At 47.3% G+C, this 16,363-nt stretch carries 13 protein-coding genes; 3 read left to right on the forward strand and 10 right to left on the reverse strand.

What is annotated here, in order from left to right; translation table 11 throughout:
• Entirely contained in the window at positions 1-981 is a 981-nt protein-coding gene (locus tag NST38_RS17165; protein WP_076250364.1) for a Gfo/Idh/MocA family protein, read from the reverse strand.
• A gap of 190 nt (positions 982-1,171) precedes the next feature.
• Between NST38_RS17165 and NST38_RS17170 the strand changes: the two genes are divergently transcribed.
• Both NST38_RS17170 and NST38_RS17175 read left to right on the forward strand, forming a co-directional pair.
• Complete coding sequence (locus NST38_RS17170; RefSeq protein WP_076250362.1) at positions 1,172-1,756, forward strand: bifunctional transcriptional activator/DNA repair enzyme AdaA; 585 nt, start codon at positions 1,172-1,174, stop codon at positions 1,754-1,756.
• A complete protein-coding gene (locus NST38_RS17175) occupies positions 1,753-2,571 on the forward strand; it encodes an SPL family radical SAM protein (protein WP_076250360.1) in 819 nt (272 codons plus the stop codon). Before NST38_RS17170 ends, NST38_RS17175 begins: the two co-directional genes overlap by 4 nt.
• 166 nt (positions 2,572-2,737) lie before the next feature.
• On the opposite strand, the gene NST38_RS17180 is transcribed toward NST38_RS17175, so the two are convergent.
• From NST38_RS17180 to NST38_RS17205, 6 genes are all read right to left on the reverse strand, one after another.
• Complete coding sequence (locus tag NST38_RS17180; RefSeq protein ID WP_047843312.1) at positions 2,738-3,844, reverse strand: Gfo/Idh/MocA family protein; 1,107 nt, start codon at positions 3,842-3,844, stop codon at positions 2,738-2,740.
• A 96-nt stretch (positions 3,845-3,940) separates the two neighbouring features.
• A complete protein-coding gene (locus tag NST38_RS17185; protein WP_076250357.1) occupies positions 3,941-4,666 on the reverse strand; it encodes a ThuA domain-containing protein in 726 nt (241 codons plus the stop codon).
• A gap of 69 nt (positions 4,667-4,735) precedes the next feature.
• Positions 4,736-5,908, reverse strand: a complete 1,173-nt coding sequence (locus NST38_RS17190) for a Gfo/Idh/MocA family protein (RefSeq protein ID WP_036613779.1) — start codon at positions 5,906-5,908, stop codon at positions 4,736-4,738.
• 54 nt (positions 5,909-5,962) lie between these two features.
• Complete coding sequence (locus tag NST38_RS17195; protein ID WP_036613777.1) at positions 5,963-7,012, reverse strand: LacI family DNA-binding transcriptional regulator; 1,050 nt, start codon at positions 7,010-7,012, stop codon at positions 5,963-5,965.
• A 279-nt stretch (positions 7,013-7,291) separates the two neighbouring features.
• Positions 7,292-8,374 carry a class II fructose-bisphosphatase gene (gene glpX, locus NST38_RS17200; protein WP_036613775.1) on the reverse strand — a complete coding sequence of 361 codons (1,083 nt, stop codon included), beginning with the start codon at positions 8,372-8,374 and terminating at the stop codon, positions 7,292-7,294.
• Positions 8,375-9,064: 690 nt separating this feature from the next.
• The gene (locus NST38_RS17205) at positions 9,065-9,583 is read right to left on the reverse strand and encodes a GNAT family N-acetyltransferase (RefSeq protein WP_076250355.1); all 519 of its coding nucleotides are present in this window, start codon (positions 9,581-9,583) and stop codon (positions 9,065-9,067) included.
• A gap of 123 nt (positions 9,584-9,706) precedes the next feature.
• Here NST38_RS17205 and NST38_RS17210 point away from each other — a divergent pair, with 123 nt between their 5' ends.
• Positions 9,707-10,351 (forward strand): YczE/YyaS/YitT family protein, encoded by a 645-nt coding sequence (locus tag NST38_RS17210; RefSeq protein ID WP_076250639.1) that lies wholly within the window; start codon positions 9,707-9,709, stop codon positions 10,349-10,351.
• A gap of 82 nt (positions 10,352-10,433) precedes the next feature.
• Here the strand turns inward: NST38_RS17210 and NST38_RS17215 are convergent, their stop codons facing one another.
• From NST38_RS17215 to NST38_RS17225, 3 genes are all read right to left on the reverse strand, one after another.
• Positions 10,434-13,013, reverse strand: coding sequence for a X2-like carbohydrate binding domain-containing protein (locus NST38_RS17215; RefSeq protein ID WP_076250354.1), 2,580 nt, complete (start codon positions 13,011-13,013; stop codon positions 10,434-10,436).
• A gap of 364 nt (positions 13,014-13,377) precedes the next feature.
• Entirely contained in the window at positions 13,378-13,896 is a 519-nt protein-coding gene (locus tag NST38_RS17220) for a (2Fe-2S)-binding protein (RefSeq protein WP_036673756.1), read from the reverse strand.
• On the reverse strand, positions 13,893-16,358 hold the full coding sequence (locus tag NST38_RS17225) for a molybdopterin cofactor-binding domain-containing protein (RefSeq protein WP_076250352.1): 2,466 nt from the start codon (positions 16,356-16,358) through the stop codon (positions 13,893-13,895). The genes NST38_RS17220 and NST38_RS17225 overlap by 4 nt, the downstream gene beginning before the upstream one ends.
• Positions 16,359-16,363: the final 5 nt, after the last annotated feature.

Consider the following 16,363-nt stretch of genomic DNA (forward strand, 5'->3'; position numbering starts at 1 on the left):
TCAATCGTTAGGGAACACAAGCCCAATCTGCTTCCGAATCTGATCCATAACCTGCATCGTCACATAAGAGCGTTCATACGTGTTCATGTCAGACTCCTTTTGGCCCTGCTCAACCAGATTCACGAACTCCTCCACTTCATAATACATCGCCGGATGGTTTTGTTTGACTGTGAGCTGCTCCACCGTACCGTCATTGTAACGTATCTCTGCATGTTCCGGTGAGCCAATCTTGTCAATGATGATGCTGCCAAGCTCACCCATGATTTCGCTTGGTAGATGAGAGTTGGAGATTTTGGAGTATGTAACGACCGCATCCATCCCATCATAGTCCAGCAGCACACTACCTTGTCCATCCACGCCAGATTTCAGCATCATCGCTTGGGATTGAACCCGGTTAGGTTCACCGAACAACGTAATCAATGGATAGAGACAATACACACCGAGATCCATTAACGCCCCATTAGCGAGTTCAGGCTTGAACGCGTTCAGGACAATCCCCTCTTTGTACTTGTCGTAACGCGAAGAATACTGAGAGTATCCTGCTACGTATTTGCGGACAGGACCGATTTTATGCAGGCTCTTCTGCACCATTTTGAACTGGGGAACAAGGGTCGATTTCATCGCTTCCATGAGCAGAACCTCGTGTTCTCGTGCAGTATCGATCATACTCCGAACTTCGGCGCTATTTGCAGCCAGAGGTTTCTCGCACAATACATGTTTACCGTTTCTCAGAAAAAGCTCAGCCTGCTCCGCATGAACCGTATTCGGTGTTGCGATGTAGACTGCATCAATCACATCACTTGCCGCCAACTCTTCCAGATCGGTGAAGCGGTGTTCAACATCATATTTATCTGCGAATGCATTAGCCTTATCTTCAGTTCTTGAATACACGGCGGTTAATTTGAATCCTTCAACCTGTGCTGCGGCTTCAAGAAGCCTTTCTGTAATCCAGTTGGTACCCACTACTCCAAAACGAACCATGCTTACCTACCTCTTTCATCTATAAATTTCATTTGAGATATAAACCACTTCCATTCTGTATATTGTAGCTCATATTTCGTTCAGATTGAAGGAAGGAGCCATATCCCCAAATATTGATATCTTGCTTTTTAAGTTTAAACTTCGTCATTCCCTTGGAATCAGGGGTATAATTAAAGATGAGGTGATCACCGTGGAAAGTCCAGATCAAGATCGCATACTGCCCAAATCTATAGATGAAAAATACTGGCACGCCATCATCCACAACGATAATTCTTATGATGGAACGTTCTTTTACGGTGTGCAGACAACGGGTATCTTTTGCCGACCTTCTTGTAAGTCCAGAGCACCCAAAGCTGAAAATGTGCTGATATTTCAACATGTTGAAGAAGCGTTAGCATTAAAGTTCAGACCCTGCAAACGTTGCAAACCTACAGGAGAGCGGGTACCTGATCAGGAGTGGATATACGGGATCACGGATTACATCGAACATCATTACGCCCAACCTCTAACCTTGGATGTCCTAGCCACTGTAAGTCATGGCAGTCCATATCATCTGCATCGTGTGTTCAAGCGGATTACAGGCCGCACACCGGTTCAATATATTCAGGATAAACGAATTACCGAAGCCCGGAAGTTGCTTGAACATACCGGACTTACCGTCACCGATATTGGCCGCCATGTCGGTATACCTAACTCAGCTTATTTCATTACTGTATTTCGCAAACACACAGGTCTCACACCTGCACACTACCGCGAAAGGCATGAGAACTTATGAAGACAAATCTTACTTACAAAGTACCCAAAACGTTACTCAACAAGGGGACAGGGTTCCTTAATGGCTATACACATACAATGAATCCTTACACAGGCTGCGCCTTCGGTTGTTCTTATTGTTATGTCAGACAGATGCCTGTCTCCCTATTTCGTAAAGAGGATTGGGGAAGCTGGGTGGATGTAAAACAAGAGGCCTCCCGGGTGTTCGCCAAAGAGTTGCAGCGTGCCCAGACCAAAGGGAAAGTCACTCTGTTCATGTCATCCAGTACCGACCCGTATCAACCCGCCGAATACAAGGAGTGTATCACGCGTTCATTGCTTGAAACCATGTTACAGCATCCGCCCGATTTTGTATTAGTCCAGACCCGCAGTCCACTCGTTACCCGGGATATAGATCTGCTACAACAGTTAGGTAACCGGGTTCGGGTCAGCATGACGGTGGAGACGGATCTGGACGATATGCGCAAGCATTTCAGTCCTTCCGCTCCCCCGATTGCAGGCCGATTACGTGCACTGGAACAGTTGCGGGATGCCGGAATACCCACGCAGGTTGCGATTGCTCCCGTATTACCCAGCAGTGAACAGTTTGCTGCCATCTTGAGACCTCTGGTTCAGCGTGTATGCATTGACGATTATTTCATGGGCGATGGCAGCGAGGGCAAGCGAACCCGGCGACTCGGCATGGAGTCGATTTATCAAGAAGTGGGGATGGAGCACTGGTATCATCCAGATGCGTATCAGACTGTGGTTCAGCGGATGAAAAACGTTTTTGCCGAGGATGAGATTTGGATCAGTCAGGCGGGATTTGAGCCTTAATCGGCTATACAAATTGAACTAAAGAATATTTACACTGGTCACTCCGATGACAGAACAACCTTCCGATCGCTGTTATCCCAGATTTTTTTGATTTAATAAAAAACAGCCCCTTTCCTTGTTCGAAGGAAAAGGGCTGTTCGTCATGATATAAAGCATAATGGCTATCTTATTTATCCAATGTATACAATGGCAGGTCCACCGGCAACGCAGCCGGGCGCTGACATGAACTTTTCATCTGGTAGAACGTCTGTTCATCCGATGAATCGTGGAATGCCCACATGGCCTCAAGTACGTGGTATGCCAGTTCCCCACTCGCACGGTGTGCACGTCCACTATGTGCTGCATAGGCCATATCTGCCACACCGATGCCGCGTGTATTTTCCTGATATCCTGGGAGAAGTGGAACTTCCGTCCATTCATGTTCACCTAACAAACGGTAACGAACTGGACCGCCGAAGGTATTGGGATCAGGTACCTGCAATGTACCGTGCGTGCCATATATCTCAATCGGTGGCAATGCACTTCCGCCAAATACGTCAAAACTTGTAATCAGTGTGCCAATGGCTCCCTGTTCAAACTGTAACAGACCGGTAACGTGAGTTGGAATTTCGACGGGAACCGTCTGACCTCTCTTTTTCTCACTCGTAATCGTCCGTTCTTCCATGGCCTTACCTGTCATGCCTGCAATTGACTTGATCGGTCCCATCAGTTGGACCAATGCCGTGAGGTAGTACGGACCCATGTCAAACATTGGCCCACCGCCTGACGCGTAATAAAACTCCGGATCTGGGTGCCAGTGCTCATGACCACGGCTCATCATAAATGCGGTCGCCGCCACCGGCTTGCCGATTACCCCTTCTTCCACCAATTGAAGTGAAGTCTGGATACCTGAACCAAAGAACGTTTCTGGTGCACAGCCCACAAGCAATCCTTTACGCTTCGCTGTTTCGAGCACGGCCTGCCCTTCTTCACGGGTAACCGCGAGCGGTTTTTCTACATAAACATGTTTGCCAGATTCAAGTGCCCGCAAGCATACATCCGCATGAACGGAAGGAATCGTCAGGTTGATGATCAGCTCAATCTCGGGATCAGCCAAGATTTCGTCGACGCTGTATACGTTAGGCACGTTATAGGCTGCTGCCTGCTCCTCGGCACGTTTCCGGTCGAGATCCGCAACAGCAACAAGTTCCAGCACCTCGAACCGGTGACAGTTTTCCATATAAATACCGCTGATTTTACCGCAGCCAATAATGCCTACTTTCATTGTTTTCATACCTGGGGCTCCCTTCGCCGTGGATCAGAAATGGTTTATCCATTGAGGATGAATGGTTAACACTGAAGTTACGTTTGCAATCCAACTACAATCTCATTAGTTCTGGTTGTCCGCCATACCTGTGTACACTTCGGTTGATGCACTTACTCGACTCTTGGCAAGCTCTTTGCCTGCTGCTGTCCATTTGAATCCACTACGCATCATTTCAGTCACGGGTTTCATGTCTACAATGTCTGCATGGTGTCCCAGGGAGTTGTAGAATACCCGCCCTGCGCCCCAGCGTTTCGTCCAGACAACAGGCATATCTACGGGGCCATTCGCTGCATGCGGACCAGTCACCACTGGGAAACGAGTTGTTGCCAGCACTTCCACTGCCGGATCTACGTGCAGGTAGTACTGTTCACTTTTTACCTGAAAATCTTCAATATGATCCAATAACGGGCTAGAGCCGCGCTTCATGTTCACCATATACTCCACACCATCGTTACCTGGATGGGCAACCCATTGTCCACCCGTCATAAACTGCCAATCTACGTTATTTCGGAAGGCATCACACATCCCGCCATGAAGACCAGCCAAGCCCACACCGCTCTGGACAGCCGCTGATACGTTATTGACCAGTTCCTGCTCAATCTGTCCCATCGTCCACAACGGCACGATCAGATCCAGACCCATCAGCTTCTCTGCATCCGCATAAGACTCCAACGTATTCGAGACTTCAACCTCAAACTGCTCTTCCTTCAAAATACGTTCAAAAATCGCTGCTACCTGCTCCGGTTCATGTCCATCCCAGCCGCCCCATACAATCAGTGCTTTACTCATCGTTTATTCACTCGCTTTCGCCTAGTTTTATGTGTTCAACCTTATTTCTGACGTCACTGTCTTGCTTGCTCACATCTCTTCAAGCGTCACCCAGCGCCGTTCTGTTACCGAACGTTCTACTGCTTCCAGTACAGCCTGACAAGCGACCCCGTCGTGGAAACTCGGTGATGGTTGGCGTCCTTCAGAGATCGCTGTCACCAGCTCCAGCATTTCATGGGTGAACGTGTGCTCGAATCCAATCGTATGTCCGGCAGGCCACCAAGCTTCAGCATATTTATGTGCCGGATCGGTTGCCAGTACACGGCGGAATCCCTGTACGTCCTCTTCATCCTTTGTGAAATAGACTTCCAGTTCATTCATCCGTTCAAAATCAAATCGTACACTGCCGAGACTGCCGTTAATCTCAAACGAGTTTGTACTCCGATGCCCCGCTGCAAAACGTGTAGCCTCGAAGCTGCCCAGCGCACCTCCTGCGAATCTTGCCAGGAACAACGTAGCGTCGTCGACGGTCACTTCTCCTTTCGGTGCATCCGCATTCGAACTGCCCTTGGCACTCAGCCCGGTCATCTCTGCTGCAAGTGGTCTTTCTTTGATGAAGGTTTCGCTCATGCCGATGACTTCCTGAAATTCACCAACAAGGAAACGAGCCAGATCGATTAAGTGCGCGCCCAGATCCCCATGGGAACCGGAGCCAGCCACTTCTTTTTGTAAACGCCATACCAGCGGGAACGAAGGATCCATGATCCAGTCCTGCAAGAAAAAAGCACGGAAATGATAGATCTTACCCAGTCGTCCGCTCTCCACCAGATCCTTCGCTAATTGCACCGCTGGTGAGAAACGGTAGTTGAACCCGACCATATGTGCGACTCCAGCATCCTCTGCTGCCTGAAGCATCTCGCGCGAATCCGCAAGCGACAGGGCCAGTGGTTTCTCACAAAACAGATGTTTGCCCTGACGAGCTGCTTCCAACGCAATTTCCTTATGGGCATCACTTGGCGCGTTAATATCAATCAGATCGATATCATCCCGCTTCACTAGTTCACGCCAATCAGTCACACTTTCGGACCAGCCGAACTGATTCGCCGCCTCTTGAACTCCTTGCTCGTTACGTCCACAGATCACAGACATCTCAGGCTGCAACGGAGCAGACGGGAAAAACATCGGCAGACTGCGATAGGCATTACTGTGGGCCTTCCCCATAAACTTGTATCCAACCATTCCGACACGAAGACGATTTGACATGATCATTTCCTCCTTTGGAATAATAAAAAGTCTTTCAATATGTGTACCAATAAACTATTGACGGATAGAAGAAGCACGGATAATCAGTTCGGTAGGCAACAACGCTCTCGCAGATTTGGGTACCGCTACAACAGAGTTATTCGCTTCATGTGTATCACCCACAGACCCATGCATAAGCTTCGATACTGCAAGTTCACCCATCTCAAAAAATGGAACCCTGACGCTGCTCAGCGGCGGAACCGCCATCTCGGCGGCATCGGAGTCGTCATAACCCACAAATGCAGGAAAATCCGCAGGCCCTATTCCCCGCTCACGTAAACCATGCATGACACCAATGGCCATCCGGTCATTGGCCGCAAATACAGCATCAATCTCATGTAGGCGATCTGCTACAATCGCTGCCGCCTCAATGCCACTTCTTCTACTATAATTCCCTTTAAGCAATAGACTCGGCTCCAGCTCCATACCTGCTTCTTGCAGGCCAAGACAAACGCCTTCCATTCGCTCCTGGCTGTTGGAATAGCTGTCTGGACCATTGAGAAAAGCGATTTTGCGATACCCCTGATCCGTAAGATGACGTATGGCAAGTCTGCTTCCTTCCACATGATCCGCATCCACTTCCGTGAACGATTGGCCCTCAAAATGCTGATTCATGACACAGAATGGGTGTCCTTCCTGATGAAGTTGCTGCATGGCCGCCAGTTCTTCATGATCATCTCTGGCACCAAGGATAATGCAGGCATCCACTTTCTGACGCCGGAACAGATCCGTATAATTCATCACTTCACCGGGTGTTCGGAACATAACCAACAGGTCCATGCTATTGTCTCTGGCTTTGCTACCAATCCCACTCAGCATTTCCGAGAAGAAATACGCCGAGAACAGATGCGCCTTCGGAACATAAGGTAATACCACGCCAAGGTTTCCGCTTTTACTTCTGGCAAAACTGCGAGCAAGCGCGCTGGGCACATAGCCTAACTGTTCGGAAGCTTCAAGAACCTTGCGGCGTGTCTCTTCTTTAATAGGACCTACCCCATTAAGCACCCGGGAGACCGTCGCCTCGGAAACACCCGCAAGATCAGCCACTTCTTTACGAGATGCCATGAATTTCACCCCCTTCTAGCTCACCTATTAATGATGTAATAATTAAAAATCGATATTTATGTACGCGCGTACATTTTCTCATGCCATGTAACCGTTGTCAATGCTTTTGACACAAAAAATAATGAGAGCTCGGGTTAATCCAAGCCCTCATTATTATCTTGCCAGAGATGGTACTTTCATTGAATCCGTGCCCTGTAATCTTAGGGGTTCAAGTTACTTATCAACCTTAAATACAACGATTTCAGTTGATCCTGTTTGTTCAATTATGGGGAGTGCAGCTCACAACGTCGTTGTAACGCCAAGATCAACGGAGGATTGACTAAACTCAGCTTGCTCCATCGTTTTCGCATGACTCGGAATGCGATCCGAGGGTTCTGGCGTGGATTGGAGCTGTCTTACTTTGTGCAACACTTCTTTGTTCGGCAGGAAGTGTTGGGAACGAATAAACCGAATTGTTTTGGTTTTGGCACGCATAACTATCGAATCCGTCTCGGCACGATCATCCGCAAGATATCGTACCCCTCCCAAGATCTCACCTGGCGTCACACCCGTTGCGGCAAAAATGACATCCTCCGTGCCGATCATATCCTGCATCGTTAACACTTTGTAGGGATTATCGATCCCCATCTGCAAGCAGCGCTGGAATTCGTCTGCGTTGGCAGGCATCAGACGACCTTGGATCTCACCCCCAAGGCAAGATAGCGCTGCGGCAGCCAGCACACCTTCTGGCGCTCCTCCAGATCCGACATACAGATCAATGCCCGCCTCCGGGAAGGCCGGTGCCATCGCACCCGCAACATCACCGTCACTGAGAAACTTGATCCGTACGCCAACCTTGCGTAGCGTCTTGATGGTACTCTCGTGTCGCACACGATCCAGAATCATCACAGTGAGGTCCGAGATGTTTTTGTTCAATGCAGCAGCGGCTTTCTCCAGTGTGACTTCAACCGGGTCTTCAATGCTGACCTTGCCTACAAGCGCAGGCCCTACCGCCAGTTTCTCCATATACATGTCCGGTGCGTGGAGCAGGTTACCTTTTCCCGCCACTGCAATAACCGATAGAGCGTTGTTTAGTCCTTTGGCCACGATTTCTGTACCTTCGAGCGGGTCTACAGCCACGTCAACCTCAGGCCCCTCAGCGTTGCCTACTTCCTCGCCGATGTACAACATGGGTGCTTCATCCATTTCTCCTTCACCGATTACCACCGTGCCGCGAATGGACACGGAATCGAACATGGCGCGCATGGCCAAAGTAGCCGCTTCATCTGCACTGTTCTTGTCGCCTCGTCCCATCCAGGGTGCTGAAGCTAACGCAGCCAATTCTGTTACTCTGACAATTTCCAACGCCAGTTCGCGTTCCATTTTTCCCACTTCCTTTCCAATTTCCAAAAGCATAACGTGAAAGCGGTACTAAATCCATCGCAAATCCATATGAAATTGATCTATAATCAGCGTAGTAGCGCCTTTTTAACGATTTATAACTTATTTATCCAATTAATATATTGATCGATTTCGCTCCTTTTTTCGGCTGGTTTTAAGAGTCCAATCCACCTGATTTCTCACTTGAAATATTAATTTTAATTTCCATTTTCCGCTCGAAAACTGAATAATTCAACATTGTGAATTAACACGCTGTTTCATGAGCAAAAAGTTCTTTTAACATGAGGTATATACAACTTATATACTGATTATTAAGAACGTAACGCTATCTAACAAACTACGAACGAAAACGATTTTCGGCTGACTGTCCAAACGTAGAAATAAACTAATAAATTGTGTTGATGACCCTTGAGATCAGCCTATTACCTTCACGATTATTGAGCAAAATTATACTGCCAGTTATGTATTAATCAGGCCTTTAACTTTTACTAAAGCCATAGATGCAGCTTATGAAGGTCATCGAAAATAATAAGTTTACATAATATTTATTATGTATTAACATTCGTCGATTTCTTCATTTAATGATTCAACGGTTCTGACAAAACATAAAAAAGCCTGAAAGAATTCTGCTCAATAGCATTTTTCTCCCAAGCTTTTCACTCGATGATCCAGTTACAATATCTTTTTGGTCATTATAAAATCAATCTGTTTCTCATCTCCCATGTAAAAAGCATGGGCTCCTGTCTGTACAAAACCCACCTTTTCATAAAATGCAATGGCATTTTCATTTTTCTCCCACACGCCTAACCAGATATTCGTTTTGTGTTGTTCTGTTGCCATCTCTATGGCTTTATGGAGCAGTACCTTACCCAAGCCATGTTTTTGGAACTCTTTCTTGATGTACACACGCTCGATCTCAAGGGATTCCACACCCATATTCTCCGTCTGAGCATCATTGATATTCACCTTCATGTATCCTGCCACTTTATGGTTGACATAAATAAAAAGAAATTGTGAATCCGCTATGGACAGTTCAGTTTCTAATCGCTCCCGATTAAACGCCTTTTCCAGATAAGCTTTCATATTTTCGGGTGAATTTTGCGCTTTAAACGTTTCATTAAACGTCTCATAACTAATCTCCTGCAGTTCACATACATGTTCAATGGTACATCTCTCTATACGAATCGTCATCTATATTCACATTCCTTTAACAAGTTAATCGTTTGTTGCAAATGCACTAAAAAAGGGTTACATTAAATTTAGCTCAATTTTGTTGTATTTGCAACATAATATCAAAAAAGAGGTTGAATGAATTTGAAATATGTACTTTTTGTCGCAGGTATTCTCATCTTAACACTTGGCATTTCCCTTACCATCCAATCTGAACTGGGCACCTCACCGTTTGATGCGCTTCTGGTAGGGCTGTCACATCATGTAGGGCTTAGTGTAGGAAGCTGGGAGGTCATCATTGCTTTCCTATTAATTGGATGTAATTCGCTTTTGAAGCAGCAAAAACCCGAGTTCCTGGGTCTCGTCACTGCATTCATTACTGGTGTGGGGATTGATATCTGGCTTTATGTATCTGATTCCTTGATCACACCCGAAGTTTGGTACAGCAAATTAATGACTTTTGTCATTGGTTTAGTGATCATAAGTATCGGCACGGCAATTTATTTACAGACCAATTTTGCACCCATTCCGATTGACCGCTTAACATTAATCTTGCATGAAATCACTCAAACACCCTTATTTGTATCGAGAACGTTCATTTACCTTGTATTTTTAATTCTGGCGTTTCTGCTCAGTGGGCCAATCGGGGTTGGAACGTTGATAACCGTATGTTGTGCAGGTGTACTTCTTCAGTTCATTATGGGCCATACGAAAAAGATAATAGATCGCATATTAACAGACGTGGATACGTCGTCACATACTACAAGTGAAAAAGAACATTCCGTCTAATCGGTGTACACCTTCTACACCATAAAAAGGCTGAATCAGAGGTTCAAACCCTGATCCAGCCCATTAAACGTGCTATCTACCTTTACGGCTCAATCCCCCATACCAGCTGACCGTTCACATACCCGGTAACCTTATCATGGTTTGCGAACTGACTACCGGTTGCCTTGAACGAGTAATCGTTAGTCTGAGTGTAATTCGACCAATTATTTTTGGAAAAGCGCGTTTGAATCTCTGCGCTCTGGCCCGCATTCAGTGATCCCGCCGCACTTGTAAAACCCACTTCAAGATAATGATCCGCTCCGGTAACTGGAGTCGCCAGTTTAACGAAATTGCTCGTTACATTCGCACTGCCCATACTGGCCCAGTCGGACCAGAAACTCTGAGCTTCCTCCCCGTCAATTGTATAGTAATACCGAAGTTTTACATCACTTAACGGAATATCCGAATTGCCTGAGTTGACCAATTTGAACTTGGGTGAGACGCCGTTGGTGGATGCACTTGTATTGCCGTTAAAAGATTGAATCGTCAAATCACCCGCTGGCACAGTAACCGTGCTATCTACGACGTTCACCGTTAACACAGCGTTATTTCCTCCATTGAAGTGAAAGGTCAATACGTTCTGGCCCAGCGGTAGTGTAGCAAGATAGGATTTGTTCAGAACAACAGCAGAGCTGGATGCTGTATAATTCTGACCTGATACAAGTGTAACATTCCCCTTTGTGATGCCTGTAAGCTGACGGCCGTTTAAGGTGAGAGATACGGTAATATCCTGTGCTGAATTCGTCGCTTTATCAAATGTTGCATTCACAGGAGAAATCACAGCATTTGTACCCGGTGTTGAATCCACAATTTTGACTTTTAACACAGGGTCCTGACCTTGATTAAAGTCCAGAACAATCGAATGCTCGCCAACTGGCAGGGTTGCCAGATAAGCTTTTTTCAACAGCAATGTGCTTCCGTTCAAGGTATAGTCTGTCGTTGCGGTCAACGCATTGTTACCTGCCCGGAGAGCAGTTAGCGTATTGCCGTTTGCATTCACGGTTACGGTTTTATCGCTTTGATTGGGTGTGTATTTGTCAAATTCGACGTTTCCAGGTGTGATGGATGCACTGGGATTGGGATTGTTAACCTTTAGATTTGGCAGCTCATCCAACGTAATGACATAATCACTTTGATAAAGCGTTTTCAATGTTGCCGGGTAATTAAAAGCAGAACTCATCAGATGCTCGCCATACCAAGGACAGAAGTACAGCCATCCTGATTTCTCCTCTGTAAGATTTTTCACACTTGGAATCGTGTCGTTCTCCGTCATGGCTACCATTTTCGTACCGTTCGTCAACTCAACAAGCTTATAGAAAATCGAGGTAATCGCATCTTCATTCGGTACGCCGGACAAACCGTCATAACGGTTGTAGATCGTATTGTATTTATCATATCCGACAAGATCTACCTGATCATCGCCCGGATACCAGGCAGGAGAAGTGCTGTATACGTAGCTGTTGTAGGTCCAGATCAGATTGTGCAAGCCATACGTCTCGGTCAGTTCGGTATACAGCAGATCCCATAGCTCTTTGTACACTTCTGCGCCTGCCGAAGCCCACCAGAACCATGCACCTTCCCCGTTCAGCCCGCCGTTGCCTTCTGCTTCATGATACGGACGGAAAAGCACTGGCACATCGTTATCTTGCAAAATCAGCAATTGTTCTGCCAGATCCTCGATGGTCATCATCACGTATTGATACTCTTTGGTACCGGGAATTACCGCATTGGCTGTATTAAAATTCGTTTCTGTTGGCTTGTAGGTCGCCTCTTTCCAATCCACAAAGTCCCCAAGCTCATACGTATTGAAATTACGAGGCACATTGATATGCCAGGAAGCTGTTGCAATACCTTCACGGTTATTCACCCAATCAATCATACGATCGGTTGTACCGTCCTCCCAACCATACAACGGATTATAGTTCATCAGATCAAAGCCACGGATTGCCGGATACTTTCCAGTAAGATCATGAATCCACTCGAATTCAAGCTCTGTATCTCCGTCATTCCCTCCTCCGTAGATCTCTTGCTGACCAGAAATAATGTTGTTTCCGTATACCTCCGTTAAATAATTCATCAAAATTTGAGTTTCCGGTGTAGCTTCAGGATCAGTGAGAACTGGCTGCACATTCAGGGGATCCAGATCAGCATGATCCACTGTAAAAGTATCAAAATACGCGAAGCCCCAGCCAGCCTTCAGTTCAATCGTGTTGGCACCCTGATTCAGCTTGTGAAAGCCAAAATCGAAGTCTGACCATGTTGTCGTGTAAGGCAGCATGTACGCCCCTTTCGTAACACCATTTACGATTAAATTTTGTGACCTGCCATCTGCACTGAGCTCCTGCATATATCGTGTGGAGATCGCGTACATGCCGGTTTCCGGGACAGTTACTGTGAAGGTTAATGTGCCAGAGTTCTGCATCCAGACAAATCCGGCCCCTGAGAATCCGGGCTTGGGTTGCCCATAGATTGAAGTAACCACTTGAAGATCCGGGGTGAGCTGCGCATCTTCGCTTTCGATGGTGAACAATGGTGTGTCTGCATGAACGGGCGCTGTCATTAATCCAAGCAGTAGGACCAATGCCAGCATCATTGCGGTTGCCTTTTTGAGCAAATTTTTCATCAATTCCATCTTCCTTCCCAAGTGAAATATGATAATGAAATGTCAATGAACCCATTCATGATGGCGCTTTCATTTTAAACATAGCATGCGCATCAATTTTTGTAAATATATGGTTTATTTAAATGTTTAAACTTCTTTTGTACCAGTACTTTGAACATTATATCTCCTTTCTCTCTTCCGACTTGATAATTGACGAAAACGGTTCATAATCCAATCAATTTAGCGTATGAAACTTCATCTCACATTAGATGTGTACTTGAAAGAAAAACTGATAAACAACAAAAAAAAAGCATTCCTATTCGGATGCTTTTTCACGTATGTTTCTTCAATTGTCCTTGCTTATATCTTCGGCCTAGATCCCGCCTCAACTTACGGTTTCCTCGGCAGACGTTTCTTTTACCACACAGCGTTCCCCTGCCTTGCGTACCGCCCGAATAATGCCACCGTAGCCGGTACAACGACACAGATTCCCGCACAATCCCGTTTCAATCTGTTCTTGAGAAGGCTCAGGATGTGCATCCAGTAATGCCTTGGTTGAGATCACCATGCCCGGAGTGCAATAGCCGCACTGAAAGCCACCTTCCTCCACAAAAGCCTGTTGAATCGGATGCAGAGTGCCTTTCTCCTCGCCGTGCAGACCTTCAATCGTCATAATGTCACTGCCTTCACATTGATAAGCCATGACAAGACAGGAGTTCACGGGTTCTCCATCCATCAGAACCATACATGCGCCGCAGCGACCAACTTCGCAGGATACTTTGGTACCCGTTAGTTGCAAATGAGTCCGAAGCACATCGACAAGTCGGGTCGTTTGCGCGATCTCCAGATGTTTCTGTTCGCCATTCACAACGGCTGTCCAGTGATTCTCAAGTGGTTTACTCATGATGGACTCACTCCTTCCTGCAAAGGTACATTTAAAGGTCTGACCAGTTGTTCCCTCGGTACAGGAAGACGGTTAACCCATACGCCTGTCGCCTGATGAATTGCGGCTGTAATGGCCGGCGCAAGCGCAACGGAGCCTATCTCACCGATCCCCCTAGGGCCAAATGCATCACCTTCGGGTAAGTCTTCAATAGCCTCAACCTCCAGATTGGTATGAATATCCTGAATGGTTGGGATCAGATACGTGTCGAGGTTCGTGGTTACATAACGGCTGTCCTGCATGACCGCATCCTCCGTTAACGTGAATCCAAGTGCCATGACACTCCCGCCTTCAATCTGTCCGATATAACCCATCGGGTTGATAACCGGGCCTGCCGCTACAACATGGCGCGTATCAAGAAGCTTGGTTTCTCCGCTCAAAGTATTTACTTCCACCTCTGCCGCAACCGCCGCATACGTATACAAATAATGCCCGCCTACCACGTTGTCTGGCGTAGTTGGGTAATCAAACTTTGTATCAAAAATCCATTCATCGGCTTCGCCCTGCGTCGCGAGTTCGGCATACGAGATCACTAAGCCTGATGAAACTCCCTGTTTCGCCAGGTATTGAGATGCACCTAAATAACTACTTTCAGCAGTTTGATCACTTTCAGTCCCTCCAGCAACGATATCAGCCACTTCAGTTCTTTCAGCCTTCTCGCTCTTTCCTGTTCTTTGCACATCTGTTTCTACTTCTGAACTTTCGGCAGGAAGCTGGCCTTTGCGCCATATACCACCAGGTCCTGTTAACAGTTCATCTGCCGGAACGCCTGACATTTCAGACGCGACAGCGAGAACACGGGAACGAAATGGAGTCTGCAAGCGTTGAAGAGCCATCCATGCCATCGTTGTTGAACGTGAAGCTGTACTTGATCCGCTGTGGGGCACACGATCCGTATCGCCGATGATAATACTGAGATCCGATGTACTGCATTGGAACAGATCACATAACATAATTTCCAGCGTTGCAATGAGCCCCTGACCAAATTCCTCGTAGCTGAACGCCACCTCAATCTTGCCTTCGTTGTTCAGGGACAGGCGGCCTCCTGCAGGATCTGGAATGCCATAACCCAGCCCTGCACCATGCATGGCGATGGCTGCTCCGACTCCGCGTTTGATCCACGGCGGCAGAGCAGGATCTGCCGGGGGACTCTGATGTTTTTGCCACAGTTCGGAGCGATCCAATGCCTCCCACACTTGGGACAGTCCATCCGTAACCAGAATGCGTTGATTCAGTGGTCCAGGATCATTCTTTTCCCTCATATTACGTCTGCGGAACTCCCAAGGGTCCATGTTCATGATTGCTGCAAGTCGATCCATCTGGCCTTCCATGGCAAAAATCGCCTGATTCCCGCCAAATCCGCGAAACTCACCTGACAGCCCGTTATTCGTATATACAGATACGCCTTCCACATCCACATTTGGAATAGCGTACGGTCCAAGGCAATGCTCGGTACAGAAGTTCAGTACGGGTGCACCAAGTGTGGCGTACGCTCCGGTATCTGCTGTTATACGGACACGATGCGCTTGGATGATGCCTTCTCGACTCATGCCGGTCTGCATTTCAATCTTCATTGGGTGACGTTTCAGTCCTGCACGCACGGATTCTTTACGAGAATTATGCATTTTCACAGGACGTCCGCATCTCAAGGCCAGTAGTGCACCATAGGGCTGTACGTTTAGTTCATCTTTTCCGCCAAACGAACCACCAATCGGTGAAGACACCACCCGGATATCTTCTTCAGGACAACCAATAATGCGTGCAAGCTGCATCCGGTCTTTATAGCCATGTTGCGTTGCCGCGTATACATTCAGCCTTCCCTCTTCATCCGGGACAAACAGGCCACCTTCTGTCTCCATGTACGCATGCATCTGACGAGGCGTATAATACGTCTCTGTCACGATATGATCACACGTGGCAAAGGCTTGCTCAACATCTCCGCGTTTAATCTCCGTCCGATGCAGCACATTACCTGGACCATGCTCATGCAGCTCTGGTGCGCCGGGAGCCAATGCAGCGTCTGTACTATTCAGCGGAGTGAGTTCCTCATACTCTACACGGATCGCATCCAGTGCAAGCGCCGCACGTTCCGGGGAATCCGCAGCAACCGCTGCAATGGCGTCCCCAACATAACGAACAATATCCTCGCAGAACACAGGCTGATCCGGGGTCGCTATGCCAAAACGATTCAGACCAGGCACATCTTTGGAGGTCAAAACCGCATAGACACCTTCCAACGCCTCAGCTTCCGAAGTATCTATAGACAATAGACGAGCATAAGGATATTCGCTTCGCAATACTCTGCCATGGATCATGTCAGGTAACGTCATATCCGTCAGATATTGAAGTTGGCCTGTAACTTTGGGTGCCCCATCTGGCCGCAGGTGCCAGCGTTTCCCGCTCTGTTTCCGATTCAGCAGCATGATGC

It is taken from the genome of Paenibacillus sp. FSL H8-0104 (assembly GCF_038050215.1).
GTDB classification, from domain to species: Bacteria; Bacillota; Bacilli; order Paenibacillales; family Paenibacillaceae; genus Paenibacillus; species Paenibacillus amylolyticus.

Excerpts from the sequence above, each read along its gene's own strand:
- NST38_RS17165 (WP_076250364.1), bottom strand. The coding sequence starts at position 981 with ATGGTTCGTTTTGGAGTAGTGGGTACCAACTGGATTACAGAAAGGCTT.
- NST38_RS17175 (WP_076250360.1), top strand. The coding sequence starts at position 1,753 with ATGAAGACAAATCTTACTTACAAAGTACCCAAAACGTTACTCAACAAG.
- NST38_RS17180 (WP_047843312.1), bottom strand. The coding sequence starts at position 3,844 with ATGAAAACAATGAAAGTAGGCATTATTGGCTGCGGTAAAATCAGCGGT.
- NST38_RS17185 (WP_076250357.1), bottom strand. The coding sequence starts at position 4,666 with ATGAGTAAAGCACTGATTGTATGGGGCGGCTGGGATGGACATGAACCG.
- NST38_RS17190 (WP_036613779.1), bottom strand. The coding sequence starts at position 5,908 with ATGTCAAATCGTCTTCGTGTCGGAATGGTTGGATACAAGTTTATGGGG.
- NST38_RS17195 (WP_036613777.1), bottom strand. The coding sequence starts at position 7,012 with ATGGCATCTCGTAAAGAAGTGGCTGATCTTGCGGGTGTTTCCGAGGCG.
- glpX (WP_036613775.1), bottom strand. The coding sequence starts at position 8,374 with ATGGAACGCGAACTGGCGTTGGAAATTGTCAGAGTAACAGAATTGGCT.
- NST38_RS17205 (WP_076250355.1), bottom strand. The coding sequence starts at position 9,583 with ATGACGATTCGTATAGAGAGATGTACCATTGAACATGTATGTGAACTG.
- NST38_RS17215 (WP_076250354.1), bottom strand. The coding sequence starts at position 13,013 with ATGAAAAATTTGCTCAAAAAGGCAACCGCAATGATGCTGGCATTGGTC.
- NST38_RS17220 (WP_036673756.1), bottom strand. The coding sequence starts at position 13,896 with ATGAGTAAACCACTTGAGAATCACTGGACAGCCGTTGTGAATGGCGAA.
- NST38_RS17225 (WP_076250352.1), bottom strand. The coding sequence starts at position 16,358 with ATGCTGCTGAATCGGAAACAGAGCGGGAAACGCTGGCACCTGCGGCCA.